6 protein-coding genes are annotated in these 21132 nt (G+C 74.1%); 4 read left to right on the top strand and 2 right to left on the bottom strand.

All coding sequences use genetic code 11. The features are described 5' to 3' along the window. Positions 1-30 precede the first annotated feature (30 nt). Positions 31-1002, bottom strand: a complete 972-nt coding sequence (locus tag ABTY04_RS27325) for an ABC transporter permease (protein WP_352216047.1) — start codon at positions 1000-1002, stop codon at positions 31-33. A gap of 13 nt (positions 1003-1015) precedes the next feature. After that, on the bottom strand, positions 1016-2593 hold the full coding sequence (locus tag ABTY04_RS27320) for an ABC transporter substrate-binding protein (RefSeq protein ID WP_352216046.1): 1578 nt from the start codon (positions 2591-2593) through the stop codon (positions 1016-1018). Positions 2594-2818: 225 nt separating this feature from the next. Here ABTY04_RS27320 and ABTY04_RS27315 point away from each other — a divergent pair, with 225 nt between their 5' ends. The 4 genes from ABTY04_RS27315 to ABTY04_RS27300 all read left to right on the top strand — a co-directional run. Next, positions 2819-4498, top strand: a complete 1680-nt coding sequence (locus ABTY04_RS27315) for a DUF885 domain-containing protein (RefSeq protein ID WP_352216045.1) — start codon at positions 2819-2821, stop codon at positions 4496-4498. Positions 4499-4748: 250 nt separating this feature from the next. Beyond that, positions 4749-5105: a DUF5132 domain-containing protein gene (locus ABTY04_RS27310; RefSeq protein WP_352216044.1), complete on the top strand. Its 357-nt coding sequence runs from the start codon at positions 4749-4751 to the stop codon at positions 5103-5105. Positions 5106-5329: 224 nt separating this feature from the next. Next, positions 5330-7603, top strand: a complete 2274-nt coding sequence (locus ABTY04_RS27305) for an ATP-binding cassette domain-containing protein (protein WP_502996729.1) — start codon at positions 5330-5332, stop codon at positions 7601-7603. 108 nt (positions 7604-7711) lie between these two features. Next, positions 7712-21132: non-ribosomal peptide synthetase (locus tag ABTY04_RS27300; protein ID WP_352216042.1), on the top strand; the 13421-nt coding region annotated here is incomplete at its 3' end.

Genomic DNA, 21132 nt, shown 5'->3' with positions numbered 1-21132 from the left:
AGCCGACCGGTGGGAAGGGGCATCGGTTGCTCACATCTCCCGGATCGCCGAGCGAGGATCGAGCAGCGCGAGCAGCAGGTCGACGAGGAGGCCTACGAGCAGCACCGCGCTGCCCATGACCAGCACCGTCGCCTGCACCACCGGGTAGTCCTGCGCGACCACGGACTGTGCCATCACGGACCCGATGCCGGGCCAGGCGAAAACCTTCTCGACCAGCACCGTGCCGGCGATCATGGCAGGCAGCAGGCTCCCGGCGACGGTGAGCGAGGCGGTCGCCATGTTCGGCGCCGCGTGCCGGAGGTAGAGCCGCGCGGGGGACAGCCGCTTGCCGCGGGCGGTGCGCATGTAGTCCTCGGACAGCACCTTCAGCGCCTCGACGCGGACGATGCGGAGCAGGACGGCCGTGGGGGCGAGGGCCAGCGCGACGACCGGCAGGACGAAGGACCCGGCGCCTGCCGTGCCCGCCACCGGGAGCAGCGGCAGCGCGACGGCCAGGAGCGCGGTCAGCCCCGCGGCCGCGACGAAGTCCGGCACGCCGGCCACGCCGGCGGTCAGCGCCGTGAACGCCAGCTCGGCGCGCGGACGCCGCCCGTCACGGGTGTGGACGGCGGCGAGGAGCCCACCGGGCAGGGCGACGGCAAGGGTGAGCAGGAAGGCGAGGAGCGCGATCTCCAGGGTGGCCGGGAGCTTGGTGCGGACCAGTTCGGCGACCGGTGCCCCGGTGACCAGCGAGATCCCCAGGTCGCCGTGCAGGAGGCCGTCCAGGTAGTTCCGGAACTGGGTCGGGAAAGGCTGGTCGAGGCCGAGCTGGTGCCGGCGGGCGGCCACCAGGGCGGGCGCGGCGTCGACGCCGAGTGCGGCGCGCACCGGGTCGCCCGGGACCAGTCGGATCATCGCGAAGGAGGCGGTCAGCACGACCCCGAGGGAGATGACCAGTCGGACCGCGCGGCGGCCCCAGAACGTCGCCGACGGACGGCGGCGCAGCCACTGCGGGACGGACAACTTGCTGCCCCCTTCACTGGTGCAGGCGGATGCTGGTGGGGATGATCCCGCCGCCGAAGCCGGTGGCGAAGGTGGTGCGAAAGCCGTAGACGGTGCTGTGTCCGTCCGCGATCGGCAGGGCGTCGGCTTCGCGGAACAGGGCGGCGGCGGCACGGTTCCAGGTGTCGCAGCCGGCGGTGTCGGTCTCCCGGAGCGCCTGGGCGACGAGGGCGTCGTACTCGGGGTTCGCCACGCCCGCGAAGTTCAGGCCCCCGGCGGCGGGCGGTCCGGAGAAGAACGGGATGAAACCGACCGGGAGCGCGAACCCAGGCGTGCTGCCGATCACGACGTCGAAGTCCCCCGTCTGGTACATCGCGTTCACGAGGGCGGGCAGGCTCTCGCTGACGAGCCGGACGTCCGCGCCGAGCGCAGTCCAGGTTCTTGCCATCAGCTCGGCCACGGAGGGCAGGGTCGGGCCGAGCTCAGGGCTGGTGATCAGACGCAGCCGCAGCGGCCGGCCGTCCTTGGCCAGCCGGCCGGCGGCGGTCCTCGTCCACCCGCCCGCGCGCAGCGCATCGGCGGCGTCCTGGGCGGGCAGGTTGGCGGCTGCGAGGTCGGCATGGCAGACGGCGCCCACCGCGCCGAAGTCGCCGGCCGGCCGGCCGGTGCCGCCGACGGCGACGTTGGCGAGCCCCTGGCGGTCCAGCGCTGCCACCAGGGCCCGGCGCACCGCCGGGTCGCGGAGCGGGCGGCCGGGGCGCTGGTTGAAGAAGGTGAGTCCGACCACGGTCGCCGCGTCGGAGGCGGTGAGCCCGTGGCCAGTGAGCCGGGCGCGGTCCGGTCCGTGCACCGTCGCGATGTTGACGCCCCCGGTGAGCAGCAGGTTCGCGGCGGTGGAGTCCTGCGGCACCACGGAGACGACGATCCGGGCGGGCAGGCCGGGCGTCGCGGTCGTCGCCCCGTCGGGGCCCCACGCATAGCCCTCGCGCACCGTGAACTCGTACGGTCCGCCGACGGCGTAGCCGGTCAGGACGTACGGGCCGGTTCCGGCGGTGGTCCGGTCCAGCGATCGCGGCCGGTCCAGGCCGGCCGGGCAGACGACGGGCAGCAGGCCGAGCGTGCGGGTGAGGAACGGGTAGGGGGCGGTCGTGGTCGCCGAGACCGTGCCGGCGGCGTCGTCGGCGGTCGCGGTGAACGGGACACCGGGCAGGATCGTGCGGGCCCCGGCGAGCTGGTTGGCCGGGTCGCCCGCGTAGGTCAGCGCGCGGGCCACCGCCGAGGCGGTCAGGGCCGTGCCGTCGGAACACGTCACCCCGCGGCGGAGGGTGAACGTGGCCGAGGTGGTGGTGGCCTGCCAGGACGTTGCCAGGCCGGAGACCAGTGCGCCGCCGGATCCGGCGTTGACGAGCGAGTCGTAGGCGTACCGGGCCGGTCCGGCGCCGAAGGCCGAGTACGGGTTGAAGCTCGGCGTCTCGCTGGGCACCGCGATCCTGACGGTCCCGTGCTCCACGACGGGTGCGGCCGTCGAGGAGCGGGCGGCGCCGCCGCATCCGGCCAGGGCGACGACCGCGGCGGTGAGGGCGGCCGCAGGCGGGACGCGGCGGCGGGGCATGGCCACATGCTGCCACCGCGTGCGCCGGCCGGGCGTCAACGTCCCCGGAGACGGACGGTTCCGGCCGCAGGGCAGAGAACCCCGGGGGGCCGTCGCCACCCTGGCCCTCCACCCGTCGGACCGGGGCGGAGGAAGCGGTCGCGGTTCACTCCTCCGGGGGACACCGCCGGTGGGGCCGTGCTCCGCCCGGACCTCCGGCGGCGCCGGGTGCCCACACTGGTCCGTATGAGGACAGATGGACCGGGCCAAGAGGTCGGCCGCCTGGCGGCCCGCTACTGGGAGTTCCTGCTGGAGCGGGACCCGATGCTGCGACTGCGGCAGGGGTTGCCGGTCGAGAGCCTGCCGGGAGCGTCGGAGGCCGAGGCCGAGGAGCGGGCACGGTGCGCGGCGGGTGTGCTGGAGCGTCTGCGGGCACTCGACGGCGCGGAGCCGGCCGACGCCGACACCGCGGCGTTCGTCGAGGCGCTGGCCGAGCAGGAGGTGCGGGCCCGCCGCTGCCACTGGCTGACGCCCGCCGCCACGCCGTACCGGCTGTTCCCGCTGTCGCTGTACGGCGACGCGGTCCTCGGAGCCTTTCGGTTCACCGAACGAGGCGACGGCGAGCGGTACGTGGGCCTGGTGCGCGAACTCGCCCGGGTGGTCGCCACGATCGGGGACAAGGTGGTCGGGCAGGCGGCGCGCGGCGTCCGCATCCAGGCGCCGGCCCTGGCCGGGGCGCGCACCACGATCGCCGGCCTGCGGGAGTCCCTGGCACGACGGGTGGAGGTGGACGACGCCAGGCTCGACGGGCTCGGGCCGGTGGTGCGCGGGCGGGTGAAGGAGGGCGTCGGCCGGTTGGTCGAGCGCGAGTTGGCCCCGGCCTTCGACCGCCTTCTCGCCGTGCTCGACGATCCCTCGTATGTGCGCGCCGCCCCCGAGGACGTCGGCTGGGTCCGGTACGAGGGCGGAGAGGAGGCGTACCGGGAGTTCGTCCGGATCCACACCGCGGACGACGTCGCGCCCGAGCGACTGCACGAGCTCGGCCTCGCCCACTGCCGCGAGTTGGCCGAGCGGATGCGCGACGTCCGGGCGGTCCTCGGATTCCGGGGCACCGAGCGCGAGGTCCACGACCGTCTGAGGGCCGAGCCCCGTCTGCACGCCAGGACACCCGAGGAGGTGGAGGCCCGCTACCGCCACCACCTCGACCGCCTGGACCCGCTGCTCCCGAGGTGGTTCGCGGCGCTCCCGGCCGCCCCGTTCGGCCTGGCGCGCCTGGACCCGGCGCTGGAGGCCGGGATGACCTTCGGGTACTACGAGCAGCCCACCGCGACCGACCCCGTGGGGCGCTACCGGTACAACGGCTCGGACCTCGCGCAGCGGTCGCTGCTCGGTTCCGCCTCGCTGATCTACCACGAGCTGGCGCCCGGACACCACTTCCACCTTGCCAGGCAGGCGGAGAACGAGGCGCTGCCGAAGCTGCGGCGGGAGGTCTCGCCGTTCGACGCGTTCAACGAGGGCTGGGCCGAGTACGCGGCCGGGCTCGGCTGGGAGATGGGGCTCTACGAAGACCCGTGGGACGCGTACGGCCGGCTGGCCCAGGAGCGATTCACCGCGCAGCGCCTCGTCGTCGACACGGGGCTCAACCTCGGCACGATGACACTGGTCCAGGCGCGGGCCTTCATGCGGGCCCACTCGACGGAATCGGACGGGCAGATCGACTCCGATCTGCTGCGCTACTCGACCGACCTGCCCGGGCAGGCACTGACCTACCGGGCGGGCTACCGGGAGTTCCACGAGCTGCGCGCCATGACTGCGGCGCGGCAGGGCAGCGGTTTCGACGTCCGCGCGTTCCACGACGTGGTGCTGGGCGGTGGCGGGTTGCCGTTCCCGGCCCTGCGACGGCGGGTGGCGCGTGAGCTTTTTTAGGGAATAGGAAAACAAGATGAATTCGGGAGCGCACACGGGTGAACCCGGCAGTTTAATTGGCCTCGGCAGCCATTCCTGGTTTAGCGTGATCGCGAGCGGGCGGTGGGTCTCTCGACTTCAGGGAGTTTTGGGCAGGTCGAGCCGTCCGCCGAATGGTTCAGGAGAAGAATTCCCGGTCGGAGACCTGGTCAGTTCGCTCGGGGAAGTTCCCGAGCGCCTGTCATATGTTCCTCAGAGAGGATGGAGAACCATGCCGCCCGTCGTTCCGCCCTTCCTAATCGGCCTCATCGCCGCCCCCGTGGCCAAGATCCTTCTCAAGCCGCTGGTGCGAGGCGTTGTCAAGACGTCCGTGGGGCTGGCCCTTGAGGTGAAGAAAGCGGCCCATGAGGCCGGAGAGAACATTCACGACCTCGCGGCCGAGGTTGCCGCCGAGATGGTGGCCGCTCAGATCGCCTCCGGAGACACTGCCGTCCGAACCGAGGGGACGAGGGGCGCCGCCGGCGGTCCCTCGCACAGCGCCAAGAGCGAAGCCCCCGGCCGGTCCGAGGACGAGAACCGGGCCTCCAAGATCCGCGCTACCGCAGGCGCAGGCGTCAAGGCGCACTGAGCCGGGCGGGTCCGCAGTCTGTTCCGCGCGGGCACATGGTTCCCCATGTGCCCGCGCGGCAGCGGCGCCCGGAATATCGCCACCCGACATCTTCAGGTTCAGAATTTCGGATCCGTCGCAGCATTCCGCCGCGCCCACGGGCGCGATATTGCGACCTCACGTAACAGGTGATCGTACACATGCCAGCTCTGTTGGGTGCCGAAGCCGGGTACGGTTCCATGGATATGGACGTGCGTCCACGCTCGGTCATTCCGGGCCGGCAGCGCTGGGACGTCAGACTGGTCCGCGGACGGCCGCAAGCCGCCGAAGTGCTCGCGGCGGCCCTCCGGCGGATTCCCGGCATCACGGAGGCGCAGGCGAACCCGGTCACCGGTGGGGTGCTCATCCGTCACGACGCGGGCGTCCGCGCAGGCGACATCTGCGGTCTGCTGCGCCGGGCCGTCGCCGTGCTCGCGCCCAGCGGCGCGAGCGGGGGGACCCGTGTGCTCGCCGGAACCGGTCGGCCGGCGTCGGCGACCACGTCCGAGACGACCGCGCCGCGTGCGGACCGCCTCGGCGTCGGCCCCGCGCTCGCCATCGCCGGCGGTGCGGTGGCCGGACTGGCGCTCGTCCGTCGCCCGGGGTTCAACAAGAGCCTGATGGCCCTGGGGGCCGTGGCGACGGCGACCACGGTGGTCGTCCGGCGGGCCTGGCGCAGCACGGTCGGCGAAGCCCGGGAGCCGGCCGGGCCGGAGGCCGCCCGCCACCCCCTGGTGGAGATCGTCGGCCCGCACCGCCGACGGCTCTACCGCGCATCAGCGCTGTCGGTCGTCTGCCAGGTCTCGGAGATGGCGCTCGCCACGCTCCTCGGCTGGAGCGCGCTGGTGCTCATCAAGGGCCGGGCCGCGCCGCTGGCCCGGCTCGGGCTGACCACCGCGTCCGCCCAACTCTGGGGCTTGGCAGGGCTGGTGGCCGCGGCCTGTGCCGCCACTGCCGGCCTCTCGTACACCTCGAACCTCCAGTGGCGCAGACTCGGCCAGGACATCCAGCACGACTGGCGCAATCGGACGTACGCGCACGTGCAGCACCTGGAACTGCGGTACCTGGAGGGCGAGCGCACGACCAGGGTCGCCGGCGCGCTGACGGAGGACGTCGGCCAGCTGGGCGCCTTCTTCACCACCTCCGCGAACGACCTGCTGCAACTGGGCACCAGCCTGCTCGTCCTGGTGCCGGCGTTCCTGCTGCTGGCGCCGCAGATCGCCTGGATCGCGTTCCTGCCCATCCCGGTCATCGCCTGGCTGTCGTTCCGCTACCAGGACAAGGCCTCGGCCGACTACGCCGTCTCCGGCGAGGACCGGGCCCGGCTGCACAGCCAGCTCGTCAACACCCTCCAGGCGAGCGCCACCGTCAAGAGCTTCTGCACCGAGGAGTACGAGGCGGAGCGCATCGACCGGCTCGGCGCGGCGGCGCAGGAGAGCAGCCGTCAGACCGACCTGAGCGCGATCGGGCACGCGGAGGTCGTACGGGTCTGCACGACCACCTCGATGGCGGGCACCCTGCTGCTCGGCGGACGCTCGGTGCTGACCGGCGCCCTGCCGTTCGAGGTGTTCAGCCCGCTGATCGGGCTGCCCCAGATGGTGCTGCTGCGGATGAACCGGCTCGGCGGCATCGTCGACCAGTACCAGCGGACGCTGGCCGCCTACGACCGGGTCGAGCGGCTGCGCGCCCTCCCCGTGGAGACCAACGGCACCGGCGACCCGCTCGACGTCGAGAAGGTGCGCGGGGAGATCGTGCTCGACGAGGTGACCTTCGCCTACCCCGACCGGCCGCCGGTGCTGGACAACCTTTCGCTGACGATCCCCGCCGGGCGGGTCACCGCACTCGTCGGCGCCACCGGCTCCGGCAAGACGACGATCGCAAGGCTCCTGACGCGCTTCCAGGACACGGAGTCCGGCGGCGTGCTGCTCGACGGCCGGGACGTGCGGGACTTCTCCCGCAGCGACCTCCGCCACGCGATCGGTTTCGTCTCGCAGGACCCGTTCCTCTTCGACGGCACCATCGCCGAGAACATCCGTTACGGCACCTTCGCGGCCCCGGACGACGCCGTGGCCGAGGCCGCGGCGGTGGCTGAGGCGCACACCTTCATCGCTGCGCTGCCGGACGGCTACGACACGGTGATCGGCGAACGCGGTGCCGCGCTCTCGGGAGGCCAGCGGCAGCGGATCGCCCTGGCACGGGCGATCCTCAGGAACTCACCGGTCGTGATCCTCGACGAGGCCACCTCCGCCGTGGACAACGAGACCGAAGCCGCCATCCAGCGCGCGCTGCGCGGCTTCGCCGCCGACCGGACCATGATCATCATCGCTCACCGGCTGTCCACGGTCCGCCATGCCGACCGGATCTACGTCATGGACCAGGGAGGCGTCGTGGCCGAGCAGGGCACCCACGACGACCTGCTCGCCCAGCACGGACTCTACGCATCCCTCTGGCAGCTCCAGGCAGGCGTCCCCGCCGCCTGACCGCGAACAGGAACACCACCCGCCCGCCGACCGCGTGACCACCCCGCGGTCGGCGCGCCCCCGCGCGCCCCCGCGCCCCCGCGTGCCCACACTCCCGGAGGTACCTTCATGTCCCGTCGCGACGGCGACGCCCTTCCCCTGACGGCGGCTCAGCGCGAGATCTGGCTCGCCGAACAGCACTCGCGGACGGTTCTGCCGATCTACCGCATCGGCGAGTACCTGGAGATCCACGGGCCGGTCGACCCGGAGCTGTTCGCGACCGCGCTGCGCCGGGTGGTCGACGAGACCGACGCGCTGCACGTCGGCTTCGTCGAGGACGGGGAGGGGCCGCGCCAGGCGGTCCGCACTGCGCATGGCTGGGAACCGGTCCGGCTCGACCTCAGCACGGAACCCGCACCGCGTGCAGCGGCTCTGGAGTGGATGACCAGGGACCGGGTGCGCCCGCTGGACCTCGCCCGCGACCCGCTGTTCAGCCACGCGCTGATCACGCTCTCACCGACGCACCACCTCTGGTACCAGAACTACCACCACCTGGTGATGGACGGGTTCGGCTACGCCCTCATCCGGCAGCGGGTCGCGCAGACGTACACGGCGCTCGCCGAGGGCCGCCCGGTGCCGCAGTCCGCGTTCCGTTCACTGGGCGACCTGGTCGCAAGCGACGCCGACTACCGGTCCTCGGTCCGGTTCACCGAGGACCGGTCGTACTGGACGGAGCGCTTTGCCGAGCGGCCGGCCCCGACCCGGCTCCCGGGCCGGGCGCTCGGCGACCCGGGCAGCGCCCTCCGATCGTCCGCGGAGTCGGCGGTGTTCCGCCCGGACGCGTTGCGAGCAGCGGCCGAGGGGGCCGGAGTCCGCTGGTCCCGCGTGCTGATCGCCGCGATCGCGCTCTACGCGCACCGCCTGACCGGGGACCGGGACGTCGTCATCGGTCTTCCCGTCACCGGGCGCGAACCGGCCGACCCCGCCCTGATGTCGACGCCGGGCGCGGTGTCGAACGTGGTGCTCCTGCGCCTGTCGGTGCGGCCGGACCTGCGGTGGCGCGACCTCGTCGCCCAAGTGGCCCGGGAGGTCGGCGCCGCCCTCGCGCACCAGCGCTACCGCAGCGAGGACCTGCTCCGCGACCTCGGCCTGCCCGGCATCATCGGCTCGGCGTTCCCGCTCATCGTCAACATCATGGCCTTCGCCGCCCCGCCGGCCTTCGCCGGGCAGCCCGCCACGGTGCACCACCTGGACACCGGGGCGACCACCGGGCTGGCCGTCTGGGCGCTGGGGCACCGGGGCGGCGGCGACCTGAAGATCAAGCTCCACGGCTCGCCCGAGACCTTCGGCGACGACGACCTCGCCGCCCACCACCGGCACCTGCTCGCGCTGCTGGAGGCCGTCGCGGACTGCGACCCGCAGGAGCCGGTCGGCCGGATCGGCCTGCTCACCGCGGACGAGCAGCGGGAGCTGCTGGCCGCGGGCACCGGACCGGTGGCCGACGTCCCCGCCGCTCACCTGCCCGAGCTGTTCGCGGCGCAGGCCGGTGCGACGCCGGACGCGGTCGCGCTGGTGTGCGGGGACCTCGCCCTGACGTACGCGGAGCTGGACGCGCGGGCGAACCGGCTCGCCCACACCCTGATCGACCGGGGTGCGGGCCCGGAGCGGCCGGTGGCGCTGGCCCTGCCCCGGTCGGCCGACCTGGTGGTGGCGATCCTCGCGGTGCTGAAGGCCGGGGCCGCCTGGCTCCCGGTCGACCCGGAGTACCCGGCCGCCCGGATCGCCCACCTGCTCGACGACGCCCGGCCGGCGCTGCTGGTGACCGATGCCCATACTCGTGACCGGCTGCCCGGGTCCGGCCCCGCGGACCGGCTGGTGCTCGACGACCCGGAGACGGCCGCACTGGTGGCGGATCGGCCGCCGGTGGACCCGGCGGTGGCCGTCGACCCCGGCCACCCGGCGCAGATCGTCTACACCTCCGGCTCCACCGGACGGCCCAAGGGCGTGGTGACGACCTACGGCGGCCTGCGTAACCTGTTCGCCAACCAGCGGCCGCTGCTGTTCCAGGTGCCGCCCGGGCATCGGATGCGGGTGGCACTGACCACGTCGGTGTCCTTCGACGCCGCGTGGGACCAGCTCTTCGCCCTCTTCGCGGGCCACGAGCTCCACGTCCTGGACCACGCGACCTGGACCGACCCTGACGCCTTCGTCGACTACGCCAGGCGCTGTCGGCTCGACTACGTCGGCGCCACCCCCTCATACCTCCAAGTCCTCCTCGGTTGCGGCCTGTTGAGCGACCCGCTGCAGCGCCCGACGGTGGTCGCGGCCGGTGGCGAGGCCGCCCCGGAACAGCTGTGGGACCAGCTGCGGGCGGCCGGCGGGGTGCGCGCCCTCAACCTCTACGGGCCGTCCGAATGCACCGTCAACTCGGTGATTGCGCCGCTCGGGTCGAGCCCGCGGCCGGTCATCGGCCGGCCGGTCGCGGGCGCCCGGCTGGCCGTGCTCGACGGCGCACTGCGGCCGGCGCCCGCCGGGGCGCCGGGCGAACTGTACGTCGCGGGCGCGGGGCTGGCGCGCGGCTACCTGAACCGGCCGGGTCTGACCGCCGGGCGATTCGTGGCCGACCCGTTCGGGCCGGCCGGATCACGCATGTACCGCACCGGCGACCTGGTGCGGTGGGGCTCGGACGGGAACCTGGAGTTCCTCGGACGCACCGACGACCAGGTCAAGATCCGGGGCTTCCGGGTCGAACCCGGCGAGGTCGAGGCGGTGCTCGCCGAGCACCCGGAGGTCGCGCAGGCCGCCGTGGTGGTGCGCACCGAAGCGGACGCCCGCCTGGTCGCCTACGTGGTGCCGGCGCCCGGCGCCGCACCGACCGGCTCAGCGCTCCGCGGCCATCTGCGGGAACGGCTGCCGGAGCAGATGGTGCCGGCCGCGTACGTGACCCTGGACGCGCTGCCGCTGACCCCGAACGGCAAGTTGGACCGGCGTGCCCTGCCTGTGCCCGGCCTCGCCCCGACCGGCACCGGCCGCGCCCCGCGGACACCGCAGGAACAGATCCTGTGCGAGCTGTTCGCCGAGGTACTCGGGGTGACCGGGGCCGGGCCGGACGACAGCTTCTTCGACCTCGGCGGGCACTCCCTGCTGGCCACCCGGCTGGTCGCCCGGGCCCGGTCCGTCCTCGGTGTGGAGCTGACCCTCCGCGACCTGTTCGACGCGCCGACGGTGGCGGGTCTGGCGGCGGCGGTGGACGGCGCCGGCCGGGCGCGTCCGGCGCTCGTCCGGCGCGAGCGGCCCGAGGCGGTGCCGCTGTCCTCCGCGCAGCGGCGGCTGTGGTTCCTGCACCGGATGGAGGGGCCGAGCGCCACGTACAACGTGCCGCTGGTGCTTCGGCTGTCGGGAGAGCTCGACCGGCAGGCGCTGGAGGGCGCCCTGGCGGACGTCGCCGAGCGGCACGAGAGCCTGCGTACGGTGTTCCCGGTGGTCGGCGGCGTGCCGTGCCAGCGGGTGCTGGACGCGCGGACCGCGCGGCCCGCGCTGCGGGTGACCGAGCTCACCCGGGACGAGCTGGCGGGCCGGCTGGCCGAGGCTGCCCGCTACGGCTTCGACCTCGCGGAGGAACCGCCGCTGCGCGCCGAACTGTTCGCCCTGGGAGCGGACGAGCACGCGCTGCTGCTGGTGGTGCACCACATCGCCGGTGACGGCTGGTCGACGGGCCCGCTCTCGCGCGACCTGACCACCGCGTACGCGGCCCGCTGTGCGGGGGCGGAGCCGCAGTGGGCGCCGCTGCCGCTCCAGTACGCCGACTACACACTCTGGCAGCAGGAGCTGCTCGGCGGGGCGTCGGACCCGGACAGTCTGCTGAGCAGTCAGCTCGCCTACTGGTCCGAGCAGTTGGCGGGACTGCCCGACCACATCGAGTTGCCGTGGGACCGGCCCCGCCCGGCGGTGATGTCGCACCGCGGCGCGCAGGTGCCGGTGCACGTCGACGAGGGGCTGCTCCAGGGCCTGCGGAGCCTCGCCCGCGACGGCGGCGCCAGCCTCTTCATGGTGCTCCAGGCCTCCCTGGCCGCCCTGCTGGGCAAGCTCGGCGGCGGCACCGACGTACCCGTAGGCACCCCGGTCGCCGGACGCACCGACGAGGCCGTGGACGACCTGGTCGGCTTTTTCGTCAACACCCTGGTGCTGCGGACCGACCTGTCGGGCGACCCTTCGTTCACCGAGCTGCTGGGCCGGGTCCGGGAGACGGCGCTGGCCGCGTACGCCCATCAGGACCTGCCGTTCGAGCACCTGGTGGAGGCGCTGAACCCGGCCCGATCGCTGGCGCACCACCCGCTGTTCCAGACCATGCTCACGCTGCAGAACGCGCCGGCGGGCGCGTTCGACCTGGCGGGGCTCCAGGTGGCGACCGAGCACGTCCACACCGGGACGGCCAAGTGCGACCTGACCTTCATCCTGGCCGAACAGCCCGGCACGGACGGGCTGTCGGGCGTGCTGGAGTACAGCACCGACCTGTTCGACGAGGCCTCTGCGGCGGCGATCGTCGAGCGGTGGCTCCGGCTGCTGCGGGCCGTGGTCACCGACCCCGGCCGGCGGGTCGCCGCGGTGGACGTGCTGTCCGCCGAGGAGCTCCGGGAGCTGCTGCCGACCGGCCATGACCGGTGCGCGGAGATCCCGGAGAGCAGCCTTACCGCGCTCTTCGAGCGGCAGGTGCGGGCGAACCCGGACGCGGTCGCAGTGGTGAGCGGCGAGGCCGCACTGACGTACGGCGGGCTGAACGCCCGGGCCAACCGTCTCGCGCACGCCCTGATCGCCCGGGGTGTCGGGCCGGAGCAGCTGGTGGCGCTGGCGCTGCCGCGCTCGGCCGAGCTGGTGGTGGCCGTCCTGGCGGTGCTCAAGGCAGGCGCCGCCTACGTCCCGGTGGACCCGCACTACCCGGCGGCCCGGATCGCACACCTGCTCCAGGACGCGCGGCCGGCACTCCTGTTGACCACGGGCGGGGTGGGCGAACTGCCCGGCGCCGACCCGGTGGACCGGCTGCTGCTGGACGACCCGGCGACCGCCGCGCTGGTGGCCGCCTGCCCGGACGGCGACCCGGGTGTCCCCGTCGACCCGCGGTGCCCGGCCTACGTCATCTACACCTCCGGCTCGACCGGCCGGCCCAAGGGCGTCGTGGTGCCGCACCGGAACGTGGTGCGGCTGTTCGGCGCGACCCGGGCGCTGTTCGACTTCTCCGCCGACGACGTCTGGACGCTGTTCCACTCCTACGCCTTCGACTTCTCGGTGTGGGAGCTGTGGGGCCCGCTGCTGTACGGCGGGCGGCTGGTCGTCGTGGACTACGCGACCAGCCGCTCCCCCCACCTGTTCCTGGAGCTGCTGGTCCGGGAGGGCGTGACGGTGCTGAACCAGACACCGTCCGCGTTCCACCAGCTGATGCAGGCGGACGAGGAGGCGCCGGAGACCGGGCGCTCGCTCGCCCTGCGCACCGTGGTCTTCGGCGGCGAGGCACTGGAGACCGCCCGGCTCGCCGGCTGGTACGAGCGGCACCCCGACGACGCGCCGCGCCTGGTCAACATGTACGGCATCACCGAGACCACGGTCCACGTCACCCACGCGGCTCTGGACCGGTCCGATGCCGCGGAGGGCGCGGCCGGTGCCGCCGGCGCGATCGGTGCGGCCATCGCCGGCCTGCGCGTGTACGTGCTGGACGCCGGCCTGCGGCCGGTGGCTCCGGGTGTCGCGGGCGAGCTCTACGTCGCGGGCGCCGGCCTGGCGCGCGGCTACCTCGACCGGCCGGGTCTGACCGCCGGCCGCTTCGTCGCCGACCCGTTCGGGCCGGCCGGGTCGCGGATGTACCGCAGCGGCGATGTCGTGCGCCGACACGCAGACAGCAGCCTGCGCTACGTCGGCCGCGCGGACGACCAGGTGAAGGTGCGCGGCTTCCGGATCGAACCGGGTGAGATCGAGGCGGCGCTCGCCTCGCACCCGGGCGTTGCCCAGGCCGCCGTCCTGGCCCGGCAGGACCGGGCCGACGACACCAGGCTGGTCGCGTACCTGGTGCCGTCCCCGGGGCGCGCGCCGCGCTCGGCCGACCTGCGCGCGTACCTGGCCGACCGGCTGCCCGCCCACATGGTGCCCTCGGCGTTCGTGGCGCTGGACATGCTGCCGCTGACCGTCAACGGCAAGCTGGACCGCGGGGCTCTGCCCGCACCGGACCTCGCCGTGGCGGGTACCGGCCGGGCGCCGCGCACGCCGCAGGAGCAGATCCTGTGCGAGCTGTTCGCCGAGGTCCTCGGGGTGGCCGGGGCAGGCGTCGAGGAGAACTTCTTCGACCTGGGCGGGCACTCGCTGCTGGCGACCCGGCTGGCCGCCCGGGTCCGATCGACGCTCGGGGTGGAGCTGGAGCTGCGCACTCTGTTCGAGACGCCGACGCCGGCCGGCCTGGCCGCCGCACTGGCGGGGGCCGGGCCGGCGCAGGCGGCCCTGGCGCCCTATCGGCGGCCGGAGCGGATTCCGCTGTCGTTCGCGCAGCGGAGGCTGTGGTTCCTGCACCAGCTGGAGGGTGCCAGCGGGAACTACAACATCCCGCTGGCATGGCGGCTCACCGGCCCGCTCGACCGGCAGGCGCTGCACGACGCCCTGGCGGACGTGGTGGCCCGGCACGAGAGCCTGCGCACCGTGTTCCCGGTGGTGGACGGCGTGCCGCACCAGCAGGTGCTGGACGCCGTGGCGGCCCGCCCGGCGCTGACCGTGCGCCGGACCACGGAGGCCGAGCTACCGGGCGTGCTGGCGCCGGCGCTGACCCGCCGCTTCGACCTGGCGACCGAACTGCCGCTGCATGCCGCGCTGTTCGAGCTGTCCGCGGACGAGCACGTGCTCCTGCTGGTGGTGCACCACATCGCCGGTGACGGCTGGTCCCTCGGCCCGCTGTCCGCCGACCTGGCCGCCGCGTACGCGGCCCGCTGCCGCGGTGAGGAGCCGCGGCGGCAGGCACTGGCGGTCCAGTACGCCGACTACACCCTGTGGCAGCACGAGCTGCTCGGTGAGGCCACCGACGGGGAGAGCCCGTTCGCCCGTCAGGCGGCCTACTGGACCCGCCGGCTGGCCGACCTGCCGGAGCAGCTCCGGCTGCCCGCCGACCGGCCCCGCCCTGCGGTCGCCTCGCACCGGGGCGGATTCGTGCGGGCCGGGCTGGACGCGGAGCTGCACCGCGGCCTGCGTGACCTCGCCCGAACCGGCGGGGCCAGCCTTTTCATGGTGCTCCAGGCCGGGCTGGCGGCGCTCCTGAGCAAGCTCGGCGCGGGCGACGACGTCCCCGTCGGCAGCCTGACCGCCGGCCGGAGCGACCAGGCGCTGGACGAGCTGGTCGGGTACTTCGTCAACACCCTCGTGTTCCGCACGGACGCCTCGGGCGACCCGTCGTTCGCCGAGTTGCTGGGCCGGGTCCGGGAGACGGCGCTGGGCGCGTACGCGCACCAGGACCTGCCCTTCGAGTACCTGGTCGAGACCCTCAACCCGGTGCGTTCGCTCTCCCGCCACCCGCTGTTCCAGGTCATGCTGGTGCTGCAGAACAACTCCCGGGCCGAATTCGCCCCGCCCGGCCTGCGGGTCGGCGAGGTGGAGCTGGCCACGACCACGTCCAAGCTCGACCTGGTCTTCTCGCTGTCCGAGCGGCACGCGGAGGACGGCTCCCCCCAGGGGATCGACGTGTGCGTCCAGTACGCGAGCGACCTGTACGACCCGGCGACCGTCGAGACGATGATCGCGCGCTGGGTGCGGCTGCTGACCGCGGCCGCCGCCGACCCGCTGCGGTCGCTCAGCCGCATCGACCTGCTCTCCGCCGAGGAACGGCGGGAACTGCTGCCCGCCGCCGACGGTGCGGCACGCCCGGCGCCGGGCGCGATCCTGCCCGCCCTGCTGCGGGCCGTGGCCGAGGAGCGGCCGGAGGCTGTCGCGCTGGTCTGCGGCGACAGGGAGTTGACGTACGGCCGGCTGGATGCGTGGGCGAATCGGCTGGCGCATGCGCTGATCGCGCAGGGGGTGGGGCCGGAGCGGGTCGTGGGGGTGGCTCTGCCGCGGTCGGTGGAGTCGGTGGTGGCGGTGCTGGCGGTGTTGAAGGCGGGGGCGGCGTATCTGCCGGTTGATCCGGGGTATCCGGCGGCGCGGATCGCGTTCATGCTGGAGGACGCCCGTCCTACGGTGGTGATCGACGATCCGTCGATGGTGGCGGAGGTGGGCGACCGGCCGGACACCGATCCGGCGGTTGTGGTGGATGTCCGGCATCCGGCGTACGTGATCTACACCTCGGGTTCGACCGGCCGCCCCAAAGGCGTCGTGGTGAGCCACGCGGGCGTACCGGCTCTGGTGACCGCGCAGAGGGAGCGGCTCGGCATCGCGGCCGGCAGCAGGGTGCTCCAGCTCGGCTCGCTCAGCTTCGACATCTCGGTGTCGGAGATCTTCCCGACCCTGCTGGCCGGGGCGACGCTGGTGCTGGCACCCGCGACCGAGCCGGTCGCCGCGCTGGCCGACCCGGGCCTCGCGCTCACCCACGCGCTGGTGCCGCCGTCCGTGCTGGCGGCGCTGGCGCCGCAGGACGTGACGGTTCCCACCCTCATGGTGGGGGGCGAGGCGTGTACGCCGGAGCTGGTGGCGCGGTGGGCGCCGGGGCGGCGCATGTTCAACGGCTACGGTCCGACCGAGACCACGGTGTGCGCCACCATGAGCGAGCCGCTGTCGCCGGGCTCGGGTGTGCCGCCGATCGGCCGCGCGATCGCCGGGTTCCGCGTCTACGTGCTGGACCGGCGGCTCCAGCCGGTTCCGCCGGGCGTGGTCGGGGAGCTGTACCTCGCGGGTAGTACCGGCCTGGCGCGGGGCTACCTCGGCCGGCCGGGTCTCACCGCCGGGCGGTTCACGGCCTGCCCGTACGGCCCGGCAGGGGAACGGATGTACCGCACGGGCGACCTGGTGCGCCGCCGCGCCGACGGCGAGCTGGAGTTCGCCGGCCGCGCTGACGAGCAGGTGAAGGTGCGCGGCTTCCGGATCGAGCTCGGCGAGGTCGAGGCGGCCCTGGCCGAGCACCCGCACGTCCGCCAGGTCGCCGTGATTGCCCGGCAGGACCGGGCGGACGACACGCGCCTGGTCGCCTACCTGGTGCCCGCCGCCGGCGCGGAGCCCCAGCCGGACGAGCTGCGCGCCCACCTGCGCGAACAGCTGCCCGACTACATGCTGCCGGCCGCGTTCGTCCTCCTGGACGTCCTGCCGCTGACCGTCCACGGCAAGTTGGACCGGCGCGCTCTGCCAGAGCCGGAGTTCACCGGATCACGGACCGGCCGGGCGCCGCGCACCCCCCAGGAGCAGGTCCTCGCCGAGCTGTTCGCCGAGGTTCTGGCCCTCCCGCAGGTCGGCGCGGACGACGACTTCTTCGACCTGGGCGGGCACTCGCTGCTCGCCACCCGGCTGGCGGCCCGGGTCCGTGCGACCCTGGGCGTGGAGCTGGAGCTGCGCACCCTGTTCGCGACGCCGACGGTGGGCGGGCTGGCCGCCGCGCTGGGAGGGGCCGGCCGGGCCCGCCCAGCGCTGAGCCGCGCCGAGCGCCCCGACCGCGTGCCGCTGTCGTTCGCCCAGCGGCGGCTGTGGTTCCTGCACCAGCTGGAGGGCGCCGCACCGATCTACAACATCCCGCTGGCCTGGCGGCTGTCGGGGCCACTCGACCGGGAGGCCCTGGAAGCAGCGCTCGGGGACGTCGTCGACCGGCACGAGAGCCTGCGCACGGTCTTCCCCGCGGTGGACGGCGTGCCGTACCAGCAGGTACTGGACGCCGGCACGGCCCGGCCGGAGCTGCCGTCCACCCGGACCGACGAGGCACACCTGCGGGAGCTGCTGGTGGCGTCCGCCGCCCGCGGATTCGACCTCGCGTCCGAACCGCCGCTGCGCGGCGAGGTGTTCGAACTGTCGGCGGACGAGTACGTGCTGCTGCTGGTGCTGCACCACATCGCCGGTGACGGCTGGTCGCTCGGCCCGCTGTCCGCGGACCTGGCCGCCGCCTACGCGGCGCGTTGCCGCGGCGAGGAGCCGCAGCGGGCGCCGCTGCCCGCGCAGTACGCCGACTACACCCTGTGGCACGACCGGCTGCTCGGGGACCGCAGCGACCCCGACAGCCTGTTCACCCGTCAGGTGGCCTACTGGACCGACCAGCTGGCCGACCTGCCCGAACAGATCCGGCTGCCCGCCGACCGGCCCCGCCCGGCGACCGCGTCCTACGCGGGCGGGCACCTGGCGGTCGAGCTGGACGCGGAGCTGCACGACGCACTGCTCCGACTGGGCCGGGAGCACGGCGCCAGCATGTACATGGTGCTCCAGGCCGCGCTGGCGTCGCTGCTGGACAAGCTGGGCGCGGGAACGGACATCCCGGTCGGCAGCCTGATCGCCGGCCGGACCGACCAGGCCCTGGACGAGCTCGTCGGCTTCTTCGTCAACACCCTGGTGCTGCGGACCGACACGTCGGGCGACCCGTCGTTCGCCGAGCTGCTGGCCCGGGTCCGGGAGACGGCGCTCGCCGCGTACGCCCACCAGGAACTGCCTTTCGAGCACGTGGTCGAGGCTCTCAACCCGGCTCGGTCGCTCGCTCGCCAGCCTCTTTTCCAGGTCCTGCTCGGGCTGCAGAACGTACCCCGGTCCGCGTTCGAACTGCCGGGCCTCGATGCCGGGATCGTGCTGGTGAACACGCCCACGGCGATGTTCGACCTCGCGTTCCACCTGCTGGAGCGCGGCGGCACCGGCGGGCCGGCCGAGGGCATCGTCGGACGGGTCGAGTACGCCACCGACCTGTTCGACCGCGCCACGGTGGAGTCGCTCGTCGCCCGCTGGCTGCGGCTGCTCGCGGCGGTGGCCGCCGAGCCGGACCGGCCGCTGAGCCGGATCGACATCCTCACCACCGAGGAGCGGCACGAGCTGCTGATCACGCGCAACGACACCGCGCGCCCGGCCCCCGAGCCCGGCCTGTCGGCCCTGTTCGAGGCCCAGGTCCGGGCCACCCCGGAGGCCTCGGCGGTGGTGTTCGAGGACAGTGTGCTGACGTACCGCGAGCTCAACGCCCGCGCCAACCGGCTCGCCCACGCGCTGATCGCGCAAGGGGCGGGCCCCGAGCAGATCGTCGCCGTGCGCCTGCCACGCTCCCCGGAACTGGCGGTCGCCATCGTGGCGGTGCTCAAGACCGGTGCCGGATACCTGCCGATCGACCCGGACTACCCGGCTGCCCGCGTGGCGTACATGCTCGACGACGCGAGGCCGACCGTGGTCCTCGACGACCCGGCCGCCGTCGACGTGACGGGAGAGCACCCGGCGAGCGACCCGGTGAGCGCGCACGACCCGCGGCACCCCGCCTACGTCATCTACACCTCCGGCTCCACCGGCCGGCCCAAGGCCGTGGTGATGCCCGCCGCCGGGCTGCTGAACCTGCTGCGGTGGCACCACGAGGCCGTCGGCGGCGAGAGCGGCACGCGCACCGCGCAGTTCACCGCGATCAGTTTCGACGTCTCCGTGCAGGAGATCCTGTCCGCCCTCCTGTTCGGCAAGACCCTGGTGGTCCCCACCGAGGAGCAGCGCCGCAGTGCCGAGCTGTTCGCGCACTGGCTGGACCGGCACCGGGTCGAGGAGCTGTTCGCGCCCAACCTGGTGATCGAGGCGGTGGCCGAGGCCGCCGAAGAGGCCGGACGGGACCTGCCGAGCCTGCGGCTGGTCGCGCAGGCCGGCGAGGCGATGCGCCTCGGCGGTGCCGTACGCCGCCTCCAGAGCCGTCGGCCGGGCCGGGTGCTGCACAACCACTACGGTCCCGCCGAGACCCATGTCGTCACCGCCTACCAGCTGCCCGCCGACCCCGCCGACTGCCCGCTGCCGGTGCCGATCGGCCGCCCGATCGCCAACAGCAGGGCGTACGTGCTGAATTCGGGCCTGCGTCCGGTCGCCCCCGGTGTGACGGGCGAGCTGTATCTGGCCGGGGTGACGCTGGCCCGCGGCTACCTGAACCGGCCCGGGCTCACCGCCGGACGGTTCGTCGCCGACCCGTACGGCCCGCCGGGCTCGCGGATGTACCGCACCGGCGACCTGGCCCGCTGGCGCGCCTGGGGGTCCCCCCGGCCGGAGGCTGGGGGAGAGCTGGAGTTCGCGGGCCGGGTGGACCACCAGGTGAAGATCCGCGGTTTCAGGATCGAGCCGGGCGAGATCGAGGCGGAGCTGGCCGCGCACCCGGGCGTCGCCCAGGTCGCCGTGCTCGCCCGGGAGGACCGGCCGGGCGACACCCGGATCGTCGCGTACGTGGTGCCCCCGGCCCAGGACCCCGCCACCGCGGCGGAGTTGGCGGCGTACCTGGGCGAACGGGTGCCCGACTACCTGGTCCCGGCCGCCTTCGTGCTGCTGGAGGCGTTGCCGCTGACGCCGAACGGGAAGCTGGACCGTGCGGCGCTGCCCGTACCCGGGTACGCGGGCACGGGGGCGGGGCGGGCACCGCGGACGCCTCAGGAGCAGATCCTGTGCGAGCTGTTCGCGGAGGTGCTGGGCGTGCCGCAGGTCGGGGTCGAGGACGACTTCTTCGACCTGGGCGGGCACTCGCTGCTCGCCACACGGCTGGTGTCCCGGGTCCGCGCGACCCTCGGTGCCGAGCTGGAGCTGCGCAGCCTGTTCCGGACGCCGACGCCGGGCGGGCTCGCGGCCGGGCTGCACGACGCCGCGACAGCCCGCAAGGCCCTGGTCCCCGGGCCGCGCCGTGAGCCGATGCCGCTGTCCTTCGCGCAGCGCCGGCTCTGGTTCCTCCACCAGTTCGGGGCACCGAGCGCCACCTACCACATGCCGCTGGCGCTGCGGCTGTCCGGCGACCTCGACGAAACCGCGCTGCGCACCGCCCTGGCGGACGTGGTGGCCCGGCACGAGACCCTGCGCACGGTGTTCCCGCACAGCGCCGGCATCCCGTGCCAGCGGGTGCTGGACGCCGCCGAGGTCGCCGTGCCGCTCGCGGTCCGCACGGCCAGTGAGGCGGAGGTGCCGGGGCTGCTGCGCGAGGCGGCCCGGCGGCCCTTCGACCTGATGTCGGAGGTGCCGCTGCGGGCGGAGCTGTTCGCGCTGGCGCCGGAGGAGCACGTGCTGCTGGTGGTGATGCACCACATCGCCGGTGACGGCTGGTCGATGGGCCCGCTGGCCCGCGACCTCGCCACCGCGTACGCCACCCGCAGGGGCGGCGGGGCGCCCGACTGGCCGCCGCTGCCGGTGACGTACCGGGACTACACGCTGTGGCAGCACGAGATCCTGGGCGACGAGCACGACGAGGACAGCGCGTTCGCCCGCCAGGTCGGCTACTGGACCGAGGCGCTGGCCGGGCTCCCCGACCAGTTGCAGCTGCCGGTCGACCGGCCCCGTCCGGCTGCCATGTCGTACGAGGGCGACCTGCTGGACGTCGGGATCGACGCCGGACTCCATGCGGGGCTGGTGGAGTTGGCGCGGCGGTCGGGGGCCAGTCTGTTCATGGTGCTGCAGGCGGCGTTGGCCGCGTTGTACACGCG

Source organism: Streptomyces sp. NPDC097981, from assembly GCF_040302565.1.
In the GTDB taxonomy this organism is placed as follows: domain Bacteria; phylum Actinomycetota; class Actinomycetes; order Streptomycetales; family Streptomycetaceae; genus Streptomyces.
The sequence above is the reverse complement of the archived record's forward strand: the minus strand, read 5'-3'. Positions and strand labels throughout refer to the sequence as shown.

Excerpts from the sequence above, each read along its gene's own strand:
- ABTY04_RS27305 (WP_502996729.1), top strand. The coding sequence starts at position 5,330 with ATGGACGTGCGTCCACGCTCGGTCATTCCGGGCCGGCAGCGCTGGGAC.
- ABTY04_RS27315 (WP_352216045.1), top strand. The coding sequence starts at position 2,819 with ATGAGGACAGATGGACCGGGCCAAGAGGTCGGCCGCCTGGCGGCCCGC.
- ABTY04_RS27320 (WP_352216046.1), bottom strand. The coding sequence starts at position 2,593 with ATGCCCCGCCGCCGCGTCCCGCCTGCGGCCGCCCTCACCGCCGCGGTC.
- ABTY04_RS27310 (WP_352216044.1), top strand. The coding sequence starts at position 4,749 with ATGCCGCCCGTCGTTCCGCCCTTCCTAATCGGCCTCATCGCCGCCCCC.